Genomic DNA, 16,598 nt, shown 5'->3' on the forward strand with positions numbered 1-16,598 from the left:
TCCGGGCATCGGGCGCTACGGCTGCAGCCCCGCGATCGCCGGCTTGAACCCCAGCCGCGGGTTCGCGCAGCATCCGCCGCGGCACACGTCGAACCACGGTCCGATCTCCGTCTCGTTGAGGCGCCGTTCGACGGGGATGCCGGCGATCCGCTCTCGGACGAGATCGACGAGCGCACTGACGAAGGCCGGGTGGATGCCGGGTGTCGGCGTCCGCGCGAACCACAGGTCGTGCTCCTCGGCCGTCTCGCGCGCCTCGGTGTCGAGGTCCCACATGACCTCCATGTGATCGCTCACGAACCCCAGCGGCACGACGATCACGGCTGTTCGGCCTTCGAGCGCTCCGATCGTGTCGTTGATGTCCGGCTCGAGCCACGGTTGCGTCGGCGGCCCTGACTGAGACTGGAACACGAGCTGCCAGGAGATCCCCGGCCCCGTCTTGGCGATCACCTCGCGCGCGACCGCCAGATGCTGCGCGACATAACCGCCCCCGTCGACGCCGGCGAACGTCTCGCCGCCGGAGTGCGCTGCATCCTCGGTCGGGATGCTGTGAGTCGAGAACAGCACCTCGATCGCATCGTCGGCGTGACCGGCCGCACGCGCCGCGGCGAGCGCATCGCGCAGGCCGTCGACGAACGGGCGGATGAAGCCGGGATGCGAGAAGTACTGCCGCACCTTGTCTATCTTCAAAGGCGCATCTATCTGCAGGCCCTGCTGCCGCCCCACCGCCTCCAGGGCGTCGGCCCAGTCCTCGCGGTACTGGCGGCACGACGAGTAGGACGAGTACGCGCTCGTCGGGATGGCGATCATGGTCCGGATGCCGTCCGCGGCCGCCTCGGCCAGCGCTTCGTCGAGGTACGGCGCCCAGTTGCGGTTGCCCCAGTACACCGGCAGGTCGATGCCCTCGGCGGCGAGCGCCGCGCGCAGCGCCCGCAGCAGCTCGCGGTTCTGCTGGTTGATCGGGCTCACGCCGTCGAAGTGCCGGTAGTGATGCGCGACCTCTTCGAGCCGTTCGTCCGGGATGCCTCGGCCACGCGTGACGTTGCGGAGGAACGGCAGCACATCGTCCTGTCCCTCCGGCCCGCCGAAGCCCGAGAGCAGGATGGCGTCGTACGCCTGCGGCATCGCGGTGTGCTCCGGGCCCTCGCGGGTCGCCGCTGTGGCGGAGGGCACGACCGCGCCGGCCTCGAGGTGCACTCCGCTCGCGGCGGGCGGCTTCGTCTCCCGCCTCGTCGAGTCACTCATCGTGTTGTCCTTTCTGCTCCGCTTCCCGCAGGATGCTGGCGGCCATGCCGTTGAAGATGATCCCGTGGAACGGCAGCAGCACCAGCCAGTAGAGCCGGCCGCTGAGGCCCTTGGGGAAGTACACGGCACGCTGCCGGTACGTGCTTCCGCCTTCGGCCGGCTCGACTCCGAGCTCCAGCCAGCCGCGACCAGGCATTCGCATCTCGGCTCGCAGCCGCAGCATCCGCCCTCGATCGATGGACTCCACGCGCCAGACATCGATGACATCGCCGCTGTTGACCCTCGATGGGTGCCGACGTCCACGGCGCATGCCCACCCCGCCGACGAGACGGTCGATCCATCCCCGCGCGGCCCATGCCAGCGGGAAGGAGTGCCACCCCTTCTCACCGCCGATCGCCTCGATCACGTCCCACACCGCGTCCGGCTGCGCCGTCGTGCGACGTTCGCGCAGGTCGGTGAAGACCGTGTGTCCCGCCCAGTCCGGGTCGCTCGGCAGCGGGTCGCTCGGAGCGCCGGGAACCGTCGCGCTCTGCCAGCTCGTCTCGACCTCGCCGTCGGCTTCGCGGCGCAGCGCGAGACGCACGGCGGTGCGATACGGAAGCAGCCCCTCGTCGGGCGGTGCGATGTACTCGTCGATGTCGTGCTCGCCCACGATGCAGTCGTTCTGCAGGGAGGCGATGATCGGCACCGCGATCTGGCGGGGGATCGGGCTGACCAGGCTGACCCACTGCGAAGCGAGCCAGGGGGTGAGAACGGGAAGGGCGGCGATGTGCCGCTGCGGGAGCCCCGCCTCGACCGCGTAGCCGTTCATCATCTGCCCGTACCGCAGGATGTCCGGGCCGCCGATGTCGAACGTCCGGTTGAGCTTCTCCCCGATGTCGACGGCGTGCACCAGGTACCGCAGCACGTCGCGGATGGCGATGGGCTGCACCCGGTTCCTCACCCAGCGGGGCGCCGGCATGTAGGGCAGCACCTCGGTGAGGTGTCGGATCATTTCGAAGGATGCCGACCCGGATCCGATCACGATGCCGGCCTGGAACACGATCGCCGGCACTGGGGAATCGAGGAAGACCTGGCCGACCGCCGCACGGGATGCGAGGTGCTCCGAGAGGTTGCCGGTGCTCGGATGCAGTCCGCCCAGGTAGACGATGCGCCCCACACCGGAACCGGCGGCTGCTTCGGCGAACGTCTCGGCCGTCTGCTTCTCGGCCTTCCCGAACCCGCGCCCCGCGCTCATCGCATGCACGAGGTAGAACGCGACATCGACGCCGTTCATCGCTCTTCTCGTCGCCACCGGGTCGGACAGATCGCCGGAGTAGACCTTCACCCGGCTTCGCCATGGCACGTCGCGCAGCTTCCACGCCGATCGGACGTAGACGCTGACGTCGTGTCCTGCGTCGAGCAGCTGCGGTACCAGGCGACCGCCGATGTATCCGGTCGCTCCGGTGACGAGCACGCGAGTCATGAGAGTCCTTCCGTCCGGACGGAGTTCGTCCACAAGAGGATGAGCAGCATCGTGATGGCGAATCCCACCGCGTAGTTGATGGCGAGGAAGCGGCGCCAGGCCCGGTTGGCCGACGCCGATCGCGCATCGTCGATGGTGAGATACGGCGCGACGATCGCGATGTACGGAAGCACGGCGAGCGCGGCCAGGCTCGCCGGCCACGGCGTGAACAGCATGAGCACACCGGCGATGACCCACAGCCCGACCGCGAGCCTGACCGTCGCCGCTGCCCCGAACACGGTCGCGATGGACCCGATTCCGGCATCGCGATCGGGGACGATGTCCTGCACGGCACCGAACGCGTGGCTGGCCATGCCCCAGCAGAAGAACGCGATCATCGTCATGACGAGCGGCGGTGTCATCGTCGTTCCGGCGAGCGCTGCGGCGTACAGCGCAGGCGAGACGAAATGCGTGCTCGACGTGATCGAGTCGAGCACCGGGATCTCCTTGAAGCGCAGCCCGGGCACCGAGTAGGCCAGGACCGCGAACATGCTCACCGCCAGGACGAGCCACGACAGCGGACGGTGGGCTCCGAGGATCACGAGCGCGACCACGGACACCCCGGCGAGAACGCCCGACACCACCAGGGTCGCGCGGTGCAGCGACGGCGGCAGCTTCGCCCCCTCCGCACCGCCCTTGCGGGGGTTCGCGAGGTCGGATTCGTAGTCGAACACGTCGTTCACGCCGTACATCGCGAGGTTGTACGGCACGAGGAAGAACAGCGTCCCCACCACGAAGGCGAGATCGATGGTGCCGGTCGTCAGCAGGTAGACGGCGGCGAAGGGGTACGCCGTATTGATCCAGCTCAGCGGACGCGAGGCGACGAGCAGGGTGCGGACGGCGTGCTCAGGCATCCATTCGCTCCGTCCTCGCGCGGGTACCGCCGAGCATCTGCCAGACGCCGGCGAGCAGGAGGGAACCGGCGAGCGGGTAGAGGAAGTCCTCGATGGGCATGAGAACCAGTCGGATGCCGGAGATGCCGTCTTCGCGGTAGTCGAAGAATCCCGCCGCGATCATGATGTTGTCGAACACGGCGGTCAGCACGAGCAGCACCACCGTTGCGACGACCCATGAAGTGACGTACGTTCGCGCTTCGTCTCGGCGCCGGGCGACGGCGAAGCCGATGAGGAACACCGCGAGACTCACGGCGACGAACGGGAGGGAGAGCAGAAGGTATGTCATCGGGAACTCTCCCGCTCTCGCCAGCGCTGCCATCCGCTCAGAAGGATGAGGGTGAGGTAGCTGAGGAAGATGAGGAACAGCAGCTCTTCCACGGGGAACTCCGGCGCCAGCAACAGGCCCGTCGCCCAGTCCGAGTCGACGTGGCGGAAGACGCCGAGGCCGATGCCGACGGCATCCCAGGCGATGAAGAAGAGCAGGCCGATCACGAGCGCCGCAGCACCGGCCACCGGACGCCGCCGGAGGACGAGCGAGAACCGCACGTCCAGCAGCACGAGGCACGCCGCGCTGATCACCAGCGACGCTGCGTAGACCACGTTCATCGCACCTCCAGCGAATCGGGCTCCAGGGAGTCGGGCTTGAACGATTCCGGCTCCAGAGGCCCGGGCGAGTGATCGCCCCTGACGTGCTTGAGCACGAGCTCGGCGCTGATCAGGCACATCGGCAGCCCGACCCCCGGCACCGTGGTCGCCCCGGCGTAGAAGAGGCCGTCCACGCGGCGCGAACGGGTCACCCCGCGGAAGAAGGCGCTCTGCGACAGGGTGTGCGCCGGCCCCAGCGCGCTGCCGCGGAAGCTGTTGAACTGCGACGCGAAATCGGCAGGGCCGACCGTGCGCCGTACGACGACGCGTGAGGCGAGATCGGGGATGCCCGCCCACTCCGCGATCTGCGCGATCGCGGCATCGGCCACAGCATTCACGGTCTCATCGCCTGACGCGCCGATCCCACCGCGACCGATGGTCGTGTCGGGCGGCAACGGGATCAGCACGAAGAGGTTCTCCGACCCGGCCGGGGCGACGTCGTCATCCGTGGCGCTCGGCTTGCAGACGTAGATCGACGGCGTCTGCGGAACCCGGGGCTCTGCCCCGAAGATCGCGTCGAAGTTGTCGTGCCAATCGTCGGAGAAGAACAGGGTGTGGTGCAACAACTCGGGCAGGGTCCCGTCGACGCCGAGCATGACGAGCACGGCGCTCGGACCGGAGATCTGCGTCTCCCACTTCTTCGACGGGTACGAACGGTCGGCGGGCGCCAGCAGCACGGTCTCGGTGTGATGCTCGTCGACCGCCGAGACGATGAGGTCGGCATCCAGTCTGTGCGTCTCGCCGTTCCGCTCGTACTCGACGGCGCGCGCTGCGCCGCCTTCGCTGATGATGGCCGTCACGTCGCTGCCGGTGAGCATCTCGACGCCGTTCCCGCGGGCGAGCGCGGTGAGGGATGTCACGAACGCGCGGAACCCGCCGCGCGGGTACTGCACGCCGTCGACGAGATCCATGTGGCTCATCAGGTGATAGAGCGCCGGCGCATCGAAGGGCGAGGTCCCGAGGAACACCGCCGGGTAGCCGAGGATCTTCCGCAGCATCGGGTCGTGGAACCGCCGCGCGACGAACGACCACAGCGAGCGGGCCAGCAGCGGGACGACAGCGGGGGCAGAGGCGAGGACAGCCGGCGACGTGAAGTCGCGCCAGGACGAGAACGGGTTGTAGAGGAACGAGCGGACCGCCGCCCGGTAGGTCTTCGTCGCGGAAGCGAGGTAGCGGCGAGCGCGGATGCCGGCACCGCGCTCACGGCTCTCGAAGAGCTCGGCGGTGTCGTCCACCCCGGTGCGCACGTCGATGGGCGCCGGGGCTTCGTCCGCCCGCGCGCTGTGCAGCGCGGGCTCACCGTAGACGCGGTAGCCGGGTTGCAGCGGAACCAGGTCGAGCTGCTCGGCGGTCGTGGTGCCCAGCATCCGGTAGAAGTGCTCGAACACCTCCGGCATGAGGTACCAGGACGGCCCGGTGTCGAACATGAAGCCGTCCTGCTCCCAGGCGCCGGCCCTGCCGCCGAGATCGGCGTTCTTCTCGAGCACGGTCACCTGGTGGCCGTCGCGCGCGAGCAGGCACGCCGCAGCGAGACCGCTGACGCCTCCCCCGATGACGATGACGCGGGATGCCGGTTTCACAGTGCTCCTCGCACGATCGGACGCCGCTCATGCCGCGCCGCTCTCATTGCCAGAGCGCGGGCCAGGATGCTGGCTTTGACGGGCGTCGGCACTCGGACTCGGGTGCGCAGGAGGACATCGGTCGACGTGGCCTCGATGCGATCCGTGAGCTCGCAGAACATCGTTCGCGCCGCCCAGACCGCGGGGCGGCATCCCTCCGCCAGCAGAGGGATCGCGGCATCGGCTGCGCGCAGATCCGCCCGGATGGATCGGACGATCCCCGCCTTCGCGTCGTCCGTGAGCTCGGTGTCCGTGCCGGGGAAGTACGTGCGCCCGAGCTGGTCGTGGTCCTCGGCGAAGTCGCGGAGGAAGTTGACCTTCTGGAACGCGGCCCCGAGGCGGCGGGCGCCGCTGTGCAGCCGTTCGCGCTCCTCCGGTTCGCGATCGGCCCCGGCTTCGAAGACCGCCAGGCACATGAGGCCGACCACCTCGGCCGATCCGTAGATGTACTCGTCCAGGGCAGCGGCATCGAGAGCAGCGTCGTCGAGATCGCGCCGCATCGACGCGAAGAACGGGCGGCACAGCTCCATGTCGATGCCGTGCTCACGTGCCGTCAGGGCGAATGCATGCACGACGAGGTTGGTGCTGAACCCGAGCGTCAGGGCGCGCGCCGTGTCGGCCTCCAGTTCGTCGAGCAGGATGCCCCTGGTACGAGTGTCGACGCCGACGCTCTCCGCCGGGCCGTCCACGAGCTCGTCGGCGAGGCGCACCAGCGCATACAGGTGGGCGATGTGCTCGCGCTTCGCCGCGGGAAGCAGCCTGCTCGCCCACCCGAATGACGTCGAGTAACGGCGGATGACGGTCGACGCGCTGGCGTTCGCCGTCTCGTTGTAGAGGTCGATGCCGGTGGCGTTCATGAGTCCCGCGAGCTGCATGCGTACGTCAACGCGGCGAGCTGATCGCGCAGCACGACCGGGATGCCCGCGTCCCGGATCAATCGGTGGACCTCGTCGCACCGATCACCGATCACGGACTCGACGATCCTGAGCGCGCCGGAATCCTGAATCACCCGGCGAAGGCGCTGCCCACCCGCCTCGTCGAGCAGCCCATCGCCGAAGAGCGGCGCGACGGCCGCCCAGGCGGGGTCGGTGCGCGCGTACGCGACGAGCAGGGTCTCCTTGCCCTCTCGCAGGTCGCTCAGTGTCGATTTGCCCGTGCGCTCCTCGTCTCCGAACAGGCCGAGCACGTCGTCCTGCAGCTGATAGATCACGCCGATCCGGCGGGCGATCCCGGTGAGATCGACGATGGCGGATGCGGATGCGCCGGCGAGGATCGCCGCGAGGACGAGAGGCGCCTGGAACGAGTAGGCAGCGGTCTTCCGCTCCACCATCCGCAGCACGTCCTCGGGTCCGGACGGCTCGAGGTGCAGGCTCAGCCACACATCGCTGTGCTCTCCGGCCGCACTCTCGTGAACGGCATCCTCGAGGGCGTCGAGCATCGCGTGCCGACGCTCCGCATCGACGTCGAGGCGGGCGATGATCGAGTGCGCCGTGGTCAGCATGAGATCACCGGCGAGGATCGAGGATGCTTCGCCCCACGCCCGTGCGTCCTCGCGCTCGGCGCCGAGCAGCACGGCATCCATCGCGAATCTGCCGGTGATGTTCAGCTCGCCCCTGCGCGTCAGGTCGCGATCGATCACGTCATCGTGGATGACGAAGGCCAGGTGGAGGAGCTCGACGGCGCACGCCGTGTCCATCGCCGATCGCTCATCCGATCCGCCGAGTGCGGCGTAGGCGTCCATCAGCAGCCGTGGGCGAAGCTTCTTGCCGCCGCTCGCCATGGTCGCGAGCGCCTCCCAGAGCTGTTCGAAGGAGGCAGGGTAGGAGCGCGCTCGCCGCCGCGCGGCCGCCAGGATCTCGCGCAGCCGCTCGTCGAACGTCGTGGCGAGCTGAGCCGTGCCCTCAGACATGAGCGCCGACCTCTGCTCCAGCGCGTGTCAGGTGCGGCGCCAGTTCTGCGAGGTGCTCCACGAGCCACGGGCTGAAGGCCCACGGCGCAGCGCCGACCGCTGCCACCAGCGCCGATGGGGTCGTCCACCGGAACTCGGCGACCTCGTCGGGGTTCGGGTCGAGCGACGAGACGGCGCGCGCTGTGAAGACCGGGCAGTACTCGTTCTCCTGGATGCCGGATGCATCCCGTGCCACGTAGCCGAACTCGGGCAGCACGCACACGATCTCATCGACATCGATGCCCAGCTCGAACGCCGCTCGGCGCCGCACGGCATCCTCCAGCGACTCGCCAGGATGCGGATGACCGCACACCGCGTTCGTCCAGACGCCGGGCCAGGTGAGCTTGCCCAGCGCCCTCCGCGTCACGAGAAGCCTGCCGTCCGCATCGACGATATGGCACGAGAATGCGAGGTGCCGAGGAGTGGACTCCCCGTGCACCGTCGACTTGTCATGCACGCCGATCGGTGCACCGTCGTCGTCGACGAGAACGACCATCTCCACGTCACCACCGCCTTTCGTCCGCGACTCTCGTTTTGTTAGCTTGGCGAGAGGTATGCTTAGCGTAACAGGTAGGATGGCATAGCGCACCAGCCCGCACAGAGCCGCGCAGAAGGGGCCAGCGATGCAGTACTTCCCGCGCGAATCGGATCTTGTGGATCGGTCAGGGCTCTCTCCCCAGGAGATCGAGCAGTGCTACCGCGTCCTCGAGGCGTTGCGCGGCTGGCAGGTCGCATCGCGTGCACTCGCCGAGGCGTCGAAGCGGTACATGAAGCTCAATGAGAGCGACATGCACGCCATCCGCATGATCATCCGCGCCACGGAACAGGGTGCGATCGTCACGCCCAAAGACGTCGCGCACGAGGTCGGGATCTCCAGCGCCTCGACGACCAAGCTCGTCGACCGGCTCGTCGCCGCTGGACATCTCGTGCGTGTTCCGCACCCCCATGACCGCCGGACGGCCTGCCTCCAGGTCACCGAGAGCACCCGGCTCTCCGCTCACGACACCATCGGCCGGCAGCACGCCAGGAGGTTCGCGGCCGCCGCCGCCATCGACGCGGATGAGCGCGAGGCCGTGATCCGCTTCCTCGAAGCGCTCACGGAGGCCGACACCCCTCAGGGCGAGCTCGCCTCCTCCTGAGCCGCCGCGCAGCATCGCGCGAGAGGACTCCGACGCCGCGGCCCGAGGCCTCTGCGAACGCCCACGTCACGCCGAAAATCGCCACGCCGAGCGCCGATAGAATGGACACCATGTCCAAGGTCCTGCAGTCCCTCCCCGTCGGCGAGCGCGTCGGCATCGCCTTCTCCGGGGGTCTCGACACCTCCGTCGCCGTCGCATGGATGCGCGACAAGGGCGCGGTGCCGTGCACGTACACCGGCGACCTCGGGCAGCCGGATGAGGACGACATCGAGTCGATCCCCGGTCGCGCTCTCGAATACGGCGCGGAGATCGCCCGCATCGTCGACGCGAAGACCGCGCTGGTCGAGGAGGGCTTCGTCGCTCTGCAGTGCGGCGCGTTCCACATCCGTTCCGGCGGCAAAACCTACTTCAATACGACGCCCCTGGGCCGCGCCGTCACCGGCACCATGCTCGTGCGCGCCATGAAGGAGGACGGCGTCGACATCTGGGGCGACGGCTCCACCTACAAGGGCAACGACATCGAGCGGTTCTACCGCTACGGCCTGCTCGCCAACCCGCGCCTCCGGGTCTACAAGCCATGGCTGGATGCCGACTTCGTCACCGAGCTCGGCGGTCGCCAGGAGATGAGCGAGTGGCTCGTCGAGCACGGGTTCCCGTACCGCGACTCGGCTGAGAAGGCCTACTCGACCGACGCCAACATCTGGGGCGCGACGCATGAGGCGAAGACCCTCGAGCACCTGAACGTGTCGCTGGAGACCGTCGACCCGATCATGGGCGTGAAGTTCTGGGATCCGTCCGTCGCGATCGAGACCGAGGACGTCACCGTCACGTTCGAGGCCGGCCGTCCCGTCGCCATCAACGGCGTCGAGTACAGCGACCCTGTGGCACTGGTCAACGAGGCGAACACGATCGGCGGACGCCACGGCCTCGGCATGAGCGACCAGATCGAGAACCGCATCATCGAGGCGAAGTCGCGCGGCATCTACGAGGCTCCCGCCATGGCGCTGCTGTTCATTGCGTACGAGCGCCTGGTCAACGGCATCCTGAACGAGGACACCCTCGCGACGTACCACGAGCAGGGTCGGCGCCTGGGCCGGCTGATGTACGAGGGACGCTGGCTCGAGCCGCAGTCGCTCATGCTGCGCGAGTCGATCCAGCGCTGGGTCGGACTCACGATCTCGGGCTCGGTGACGATCCGTCTGCGCCGCGGCGACGACTGGACGATCCTCGACACCGTCTCGCCGAACCTCTCCTACGGCCCCGAGAAGCTCTCGATGGAGCGCGTGGGCGATGCCGCCTTCGGCCCCGTCGACCGCATCGGACAGCTCACCATGCGCAACCTCGACATCGCCGACTCGCGCGCACGCCTCGAGCAGTACGCGGGCCTCGGGCTTGTCGGTGGAGCCACCGGCGAGCTCGTCGGTCGCGTCACCGCGGGCGAAGCATCCGAGATCACGGGCGCGGTGGAGGAGAGCGACGAGGCCCTCGCCGAGGCCGTGGATGCCGCATCCGAGGGTGCGGCATTCGACTCCGGCACCGACTGACGGTCTTCGCGACACGGACGGCCGGGGTACGTGTTCCGGCGCAGCTGAGCATCCGCTGAATTAACTTGCACACACTTGTGCACGTTATTACTCTGGAGTGGTGACTCAGACGACCCGCGCACCCCGGAGCGACGCACGCGCCAACCGTGAAAGCATCCTCGCCGCCGCACGCGAGACTCTCGCGAACGATCCGCGCGCGTCGATCGACGTCATCGCCCGCGCCGCCGGGCTCAGTCGCCGCGCACTCTACGGCCACTTCGACGACCGTGCCGCGCTCGTCACCGAGCTCATCGCAACCGGCGCACAGCGCTTCAACGCGATCGCGGAGGAGCCGGCGACCGCAGACGCCCGCCTCGACCTGGCCCGCCTCGCCGCTCGGCTGTGGGGCGCTGCCGAGGACGTGCAGCTCATCGCCGCCGTCGCCCTCGACGACGAGCACGTCGCCTCGACCGCCGCGGCGCTCGCGCCGGTTCGGCGGATGCTGCTCGAGATCGTGCGCCAGGGGCAGTCGGCCCAGACCCTGCGCACCGATATGGATGCCGAGACCCTCGCCCGCATCATCGAGGAGGGTGCGCGCACGTTCGTGACCAGGGCGCCCGCGTTCACGGCATCCGTCGCCGACGCCCGATCCATCGCCGTGCGCGCCATGCTCAGCATCGGCGGGCTCTCCTGGCGCGAGTCCGAAGAGCTTCTCCAGGCTCACCCAGACCTGCTCTCGAAGGAGACCGCCCGATGAGGATCGAACTCCACGGCGTCTCGAAAGGACGCCAGGGGCAGGCTCTGCCGGAGACCTCGCTCTCCTATGAGACCGGCACCGCGACGGTCGCATTCGCAGAGACCGAGCAGCGTCCGACCGTGCTCGGCCTCATCGCGAGCGGTCGGATGCGCTCCGACACCGGTCGCGTCACGATCGATGACGACGAGGATGCCGCCCTGCTGCGCCGTCGCATCGCCCTGATCGACGCCCCGGACGTCAACGACCCGCACCCGGACGTCGCCGTCGCCGGAGTCGTCGGCGAAGAACTCATGTTTGCGGGCCGCGGTGCGACTCCCCTGCACGCGCGCCGCTGGTTGAAGAACACGGGCTACCCGGAGCTCGCGGGCCTGCCGTTCAGCGCCGTGCCCACCGCGGCCCGCGTGCGGATCCTCTGCGAACTCGCGGTGCTGCGGGAGGGCGTCGAGGGCCTCGTGCTCGTGCATCCTGACCGTCATGGCGGTCGCCCAGAATCGTGGTGGCCGGTCGTGCGCGAGTTCGCCGACCGCGGCCTCGCCGTGCTCGTGATCGTGGGAGGCGCGGCAGCCGCCGCGATCGAGCGGATGCCGGTGGAAGCCCCGGCATCTGCCGAGGAGGAGTGATGAAGGTTCCATCGATGATCGCCGCCGAGCTGCGGCGGCTGACCTCGACGAAGATGGGCATCATCGCCCTGCTCGCGCTCATGCTCGTACCCGTCCTGTACGGCGGCCTGTACCTCTGGGCTAACCAGGATCCCTACGCGAAGCTCAGCGATGTGCCGGTCGCACTCGTCGTCGACGATGAGGGCGCGCCATCGGCATCCGACCCCGATACGAACGTCAACTACGGCGACGACGTCGCCGAGACGCTGGTCGAGGGTGCCGCGTTCGACTGGCAGAGAATGGATGCCGACGCCGCAGCGTCCGCGCTGCAGGCGGGTGACGTCGACTTCGCCGTGACGATCCCCAGCGACTTCTCCGAGGCGCTGACCTCGGCCTCGGGCACTGATCCTCGGCAGGCCGTACTCAAGCTCGCGACCAACGACGCCAACAACTACCTCGCCTCGACCATGGGAACCCAGGCGGTGGAGAAGATCCGTGCCACGGTGGCCGAGAAGGTCGGCACCGAGGCTGCGAACCGGCTGCTCACCGGGCTCAGCGACGTGCGCGCCTCCCTGGTCGAGGCCACAGACGGTGCGTCGCAGCTCGCCGACGGGGCGGTCTCCGCACACTCCGGAGGGGCGTCTCTGGCCGATGGCACCGCACAGCTCGCCTCGGGCTCGGCGCGGCTTGCGGACGGCTCGGCCCAGCTCGCGGACGGCTCACGCCGCCTCGCCGACGGCGCCCACCAGGTGGCCGACGGGAACGCGCGCATCGCCGCCGCCGCCGACCGCGTGGGAGATGCGATCTCGCAGGCGCAGTCGGCGCTTCCGCAGGTGCGCGCCGATCTGCGCCAAGCGCTGTCGGACCGGGGTCTTGCGGACGCCGAGATCGACGAGATCACAGCTCTCCTGCAGCCGCTCGGCGATCGTGTGGACGCGGCGACCGGCCAGGCCCAGACGGCCATCTCGCAGATCGATCAGCTCGCCGCGGGCTCGGCGACTCTCGCCTCCAGCGCCGACGCACTCGCCGGCGGCGCCGGCACGCTCTCCAGCGGAGCGGCAGAGCTGCGCGACGGCGCCTCGGCGGCGAATGACGGCGCGGCGAAACTGCGCGATGGCCTGGCCACACTGTCCGACGGGACGGCCGAGCTGCGCGACGGCCTGGCGTCCGGGGTGGATCAGATCCCGGCATCCACCGCTGACCAGCGGGCAGCGCAGGCCGACACGATCGCCGATCCCGTGCGCATCACGACCGCTGACGACGCCTCCGCCGAGGACTACGGCGCGGGCCTCGCGCCGTTCTTCGGGGCGCTGGCGGGTTGGATCGGAATCTACGCGCTCTTCCTGATCGTCAAGCCCGTCTCGCGGCGCGCGGTCACCGCCCTGCACTCCCCGCTGCGCATCACCCTGGCCGGCTGGCTCACCCCTGCCCTACTCGGGGCCCTGCAGATGGTGGCTTTGATGGGCGTGCTGACGATCGCGCTGGGGTTCCGGTTCGACAACTTCGTCGGGGCACTCGGGGTGCTCGTCGTGGCATCCGCGACGTTCACCGCGATCATCCTGGCACTGAACATCTGGCTGGGATCCGTCGGGCAGTTCCTCGGCCTCGTGCTCATGGTCCTTCAGCTGGTGACCGCCGGCGGGACGTTCCCCTGGCAGACGCTCCCGGGCCCCCTCGCAGCGCTGCATCATGTGCTGCCGATGGGGTTCGTGGTGGATGCCATGAGGCAGCTCATGTACGGCGGAGACATCACGCGCGCCCTGTGGGATCTCGCGGTCCTCGCGATGTGGATGGTCGGCGCGCTCGTGCTCGCGGCGATCGGTGTGACGAGGATGACGCACCGGCGGACGCTGCGCGACCTGCAGCCCAGCCTCATCGGGTGACGCACGACTCATCCACAGTGCTTCGCGGGCGGAAACGCCTGATCGGCTAGGCTTCCAGGGCGCGCACCCGAAACGCGCTCCGGGGTTCGGTGAGACCGAATCCCATGGTCGACCCTGAAAGCTGTGCGATGACGACTGAATCTGTGGAGCCCACCCGCCGACACCTCGCGGCTCGGATCGGACGGATCGCCTTCATCGTGGTCGCCGCGATCGTCGTCATCGCTGTGGCCGCCGCGTTTTTCGTGGTCTGGACGATTCAGCGCTCCTTCCCGCAGACCTCGGGTGAGGTCACGGCGAGCGGGCTGCAGTCCGAGGTGCTGGTGCAGCGCGACGCCCTCGGTGTACCGACGATCACCGCCGACTCCTCGCACGACCTGTTCTACGCACAGGGCTACGTGCACGCTCAGGACCGCTTCTTCGAGATGGACTTCCGCCGGCATGTGACCAGCGGGCGCGTCGCGGAGATGTTCGGCGAATCACAGGCGGGCACCGACATGTTCCTGCGTACGCTCGGCTGGCGCGAGGTCGCCGAGAAGGAGGTCGAGGCGCTCGATGAGACGACCCGCTCCTACTACGAGGCCTATGCGGACGGCGTGAACGCGTACCTTGCGGAGAACGACGGTGCCGAGGCGTCCCTGGAGTATGCCGTCCTCGGCATACAGAACCCGGATTACGAGATCGAGCCGTGGGAGCCGGCTGATTCCGTCGCCTGGCTGAAGGCGATGGCCTGGGATCTCCGCACCAACATCGAGGACGAGACCGAGCGCGCGCTGCTCGTCGCCGAGACGGGCGATACCGACGCCCCGGCCGACAGCATGGCGCTGCTCGAGCAGCTCTACCCCGCCTATCCGTTCGACGAGAACCCCGTGATCGTTCCGAAGATCTCGACGCTGCCGGAGGTCGGAACCGGCACGGATGCCGACGCGGCCTCGTTCACCGAGGGCACTGGCGGCACGGACGGCGACGGCACCGGGATCCAGAACGCGGTCACGACCATCGAATGGCAGGAGGCGGACAGCGTCATCGAGGCGGCCGGCATTCTGCTCGGCGACGCCGGCGAGGGCATCGGATCGAACTCGTGGGTCGTGTCGGGCGCACTGACAGCGACCGGGATGCCGCTGCTCTCCAACGATCCGCATCTCGGAGCCGCGCTTCCCAGCGTCTGGTACCAGGTTCAGCTGCGGTGCTCGACCGTCAGCGACGAGTGCCCCTTCGACGTCGGCGGGTTCTCGTTCTCCGGTCTTCCCGGCGTCGTCATCGGGCACAACAGCCAGGTCGCGTGGGGCTTCACGAACCTCACCACCGACGTCGCCGACCTCTACGTCGAGAAGGTCGACGGCGACCAGTACTGGCGCGACGGCGAGCTCGTGCCGCTGGAGGTTCGCGAGGAGACGGTGAAGGTCGCAGGCGGAGACGACATCGACCTGACGATCCGCTCGACAGTGCACGGCCCGATTCTCTCAGGACTCACCGATGACTTCACCGCGGTCGCCGACGACCTGGTCATCGCGGATGGGTCCGCCCTCACCCACGGTGAGACGGATGCCGGGAGCGGCATGACCGGCGAGTACGCGGTCAGCCTCCGCTGGACGGCGCTGGATGCCGGCACCACGGCCAGTGCGCTGTTCGCGATGAACACCGCACACGACTTCGACGCCTTCCGTCATGCGGCATCGCTGTTCGACGTCCCGGCTCAGAACCTCATCTACGCGGACGTCGAGGGGAACATCGGCTACCAGGCGCCAGGACGCCTGCCGATCCGAGGCGCCGGTGACGGCTGGCTTCCGCAGCCGGGGTGGGACAGCTCGTACGACTGGACGGGGTTCATCCCGTTCGACGAACTGCCGGTGTCGTACAACCCGGCATCCGGGTACATCGTCACCGCGAACAACGCGATCGTCACGGACGACTACGACCACTTCCTCTCCCGGGACTGGGACTACGGGTACCGTGCGGCGCGCATCGCGCACCTCATCGAGCGCAAGGCGGCCGCTGCTCCCCTCACCGGCGCCGACATGCGCGACATCCAGAACGACAACGAGATGTGGATCGGCAAGAAGCTCGCCACCGTGATGGGCGACGTCGCGGTCGATGGCGCGGGGCCGAAGGAGGCCGTGGCGCTGCTGCGCACATGGGATGCCCAGAACAACGCGGACTCCGCCGCGGCGGCCTACGCGAACGTGCTCTGGTCGAACCTCGTGCTGAACCTGTTCGCGAATCGCGACGAGCCGCTGCCCTACGGCAGCCAGGGCCGCTTGTTCGCAGTCGTCGACGCGCTCCTGGACGACCCGTCCGACCCGCTGTGGACGAACGAGCAGATCGGTGCGAGCAGCATGGACGAGATGCTCGCGCTTTCTGCGGAGGATGCGTACGACGAGCTCGTCGCGCTGCAGGGCAACGTGACCGCTCGATGGAACTGGGGCGGCCTGCACGCGATCACGCTTCGCAGCGACACCCTGGGCTCCTCGGGCATCGCGCCGATCGAGGCGCTGTTCAACCGCGGACCGTACCCGGTCGGCGGTGGGGCGTCGGTCGTGAACGCGACCGGGTGGATGATCGGCGAGTCCTACGCGACGACCACGGTGCCGTCGATGCGCATGGTCATCGACCTGTCGGACTTCGACGCCTCGTCGTGGAACCACCTCACCGGAGCGTCCGGGCACGCGTTCCATCCGCACTACGTCGATCAGACCGAGAACTGGTCGCACGGCATCCAGACGGTCTGGGCGTACACACCGGACGCCGTCGACGAGGTGACCGTCGACACGTTGACATTGACCCCTGCGGGGTGAGTGACATCGACCCCTGCGGGGTGAGTGGCATCGACCCCTGCGGGGTGAGTG

Annotated in this window: 15 protein-coding genes; 6 read left to right on the top strand and 9 right to left on the bottom strand. The window is 68.7% G+C overall.

Going from position 1 to position 16,598, the window contains the following annotated elements; all coding sequences use genetic code 11:
• Positions 1–15: 15 nt before the first annotated feature.
• From KHB019_RS09395 to idi, 9 genes are read right to left on the bottom strand one after another with little or no spacing between them, the layout of a single operon-like run.
• Complete coding sequence (locus KHB019_RS09395; RefSeq protein WP_337458778.1) at positions 16–1,242, bottom strand: ferrochelatase; 1,227 nt, start codon at positions 1,240–1,242, stop codon at positions 16–18.
• The gene (locus tag KHB019_RS09400; RefSeq protein ID WP_337458779.1) at positions 1,235–2,707 is read right to left on the bottom strand and encodes an SDR family oxidoreductase; all 1,473 of its coding nucleotides are present in this window, start codon (positions 2,705–2,707) and stop codon (positions 1,235–1,237) included. Before KHB019_RS09400 ends, KHB019_RS09395 begins: the two co-directional genes overlap by 8 nt.
• On the bottom strand, positions 2,704–3,600 hold the full coding sequence (locus KHB019_RS09405) for a prenyltransferase (RefSeq protein ID WP_337458780.1): 897 nt from the start codon (positions 3,598–3,600) through the stop codon (positions 2,704–2,706). The genes KHB019_RS09400 and KHB019_RS09405 overlap by 4 nt, the downstream gene beginning before the upstream one ends.
• The gene (locus KHB019_RS09410; protein ID WP_337458781.1) at positions 3,593–3,928 is read right to left on the bottom strand and encodes a lycopene cyclase domain-containing protein; all 336 of its coding nucleotides are present in this window, start codon (positions 3,926–3,928) and stop codon (positions 3,593–3,595) included. The genes KHB019_RS09405 and KHB019_RS09410 overlap by 8 nt, the downstream gene beginning before the upstream one ends.
• Entirely contained in the window at positions 3,925–4,248 is a 324-nt protein-coding gene (locus KHB019_RS09415) for a lycopene cyclase domain-containing protein (protein WP_337458782.1), read from the bottom strand. Before KHB019_RS09415 ends, KHB019_RS09410 begins: the two co-directional genes overlap by 4 nt.
• Entirely contained in the window at positions 4,245–5,867 is a 1,623-nt protein-coding gene (gene crtI, locus KHB019_RS09420) for a phytoene desaturase family protein (protein WP_337458783.1), read from the bottom strand. The genes KHB019_RS09415 and crtI overlap by 4 nt, the downstream gene beginning before the upstream one ends.
• Positions 5,864–6,781 (bottom strand): phytoene/squalene synthase family protein, encoded by a 918-nt coding sequence (locus KHB019_RS09425; RefSeq protein ID WP_337458784.1) that lies wholly within the window; start codon positions 6,779–6,781, stop codon positions 5,864–5,866. Before KHB019_RS09425 ends, crtI begins: the two co-directional genes overlap by 4 nt.
• Positions 6,760–7,815, bottom strand: coding sequence for a polyprenyl synthetase family protein (locus tag KHB019_RS09430; RefSeq protein WP_337458785.1), 1,056 nt, complete (start codon positions 7,813–7,815; stop codon positions 6,760–6,762). The genes KHB019_RS09425 and KHB019_RS09430 overlap by 22 nt, the downstream gene beginning before the upstream one ends.
• Complete coding sequence (idi, locus tag KHB019_RS09435; protein WP_337458995.1) at positions 7,808–8,350, bottom strand: isopentenyl-diphosphate Delta-isomerase; 543 nt, start codon at positions 8,348–8,350, stop codon at positions 7,808–7,810. The genes KHB019_RS09430 and idi overlap by 8 nt, the downstream gene beginning before the upstream one ends.
• A 127-nt stretch (positions 8,351–8,477) precedes the next feature.
• Here idi and KHB019_RS09440 point away from each other — a divergent pair, with 127 nt between their 5' ends.
• The 6 genes from KHB019_RS09440 to KHB019_RS09465 all read left to right on the top strand — a co-directional run bounded on the left by KHB019_RS09440 (position 8,478) and on the right by KHB019_RS09465 (position 16,547).
• On the top strand, positions 8,478–8,993 hold the full coding sequence (locus tag KHB019_RS09440) for a MarR family winged helix-turn-helix transcriptional regulator (RefSeq protein WP_337458786.1): 516 nt from the start codon (positions 8,478–8,480) through the stop codon (positions 8,991–8,993).
• Between the two features lie 110 nt (positions 8,994–9,103).
• Positions 9,104–10,537: an argininosuccinate synthase gene (argG, locus tag KHB019_RS09445; RefSeq protein ID WP_230103984.1), complete on the top strand. Its 1,434-nt coding sequence runs from the start codon at positions 9,104–9,106 to the stop codon at positions 10,535–10,537.
• Between the two features lie 100 nt (positions 10,538–10,637).
• On the top strand, positions 10,638–11,273 hold the full coding sequence (locus KHB019_RS09450; protein WP_230103985.1) for a TetR/AcrR family transcriptional regulator: 636 nt from the start codon (positions 10,638–10,640) through the stop codon (positions 11,271–11,273).
• A complete protein-coding gene (locus KHB019_RS09455; RefSeq protein WP_230103986.1) occupies positions 11,270–11,893 on the top strand; it encodes a hypothetical protein in 624 nt (207 codons plus the stop codon). The genes KHB019_RS09450 and KHB019_RS09455 overlap by 4 nt, the downstream gene beginning before the upstream one ends.
• Positions 11,893–13,755: a YhgE/Pip domain-containing protein gene (locus KHB019_RS09460; protein WP_230103987.1), complete on the top strand. Its 1,863-nt coding sequence runs from the start codon at positions 11,893–11,895 to the stop codon at positions 13,753–13,755. The genes KHB019_RS09455 and KHB019_RS09460 overlap by 1 nt, the downstream gene beginning before the upstream one ends.
• A 128-nt stretch (positions 13,756–13,883) precedes the next feature.
• On the top strand, positions 13,884–16,547 hold the full coding sequence (locus tag KHB019_RS09465; RefSeq protein ID WP_337458787.1) for a penicillin acylase family protein: 2,664 nt from the start codon (positions 13,884–13,886) through the stop codon (positions 16,545–16,547).
• Positions 16,548–16,598: the final 51 nt, after the last annotated feature.

The sequence above is a fragment of the Microbacterium sp. KHB019 genome, from assembly GCF_037285405.1.
Lineage (GTDB): Bacteria > Actinomycetota > Actinomycetes > Actinomycetales > Microbacteriaceae > Microbacterium.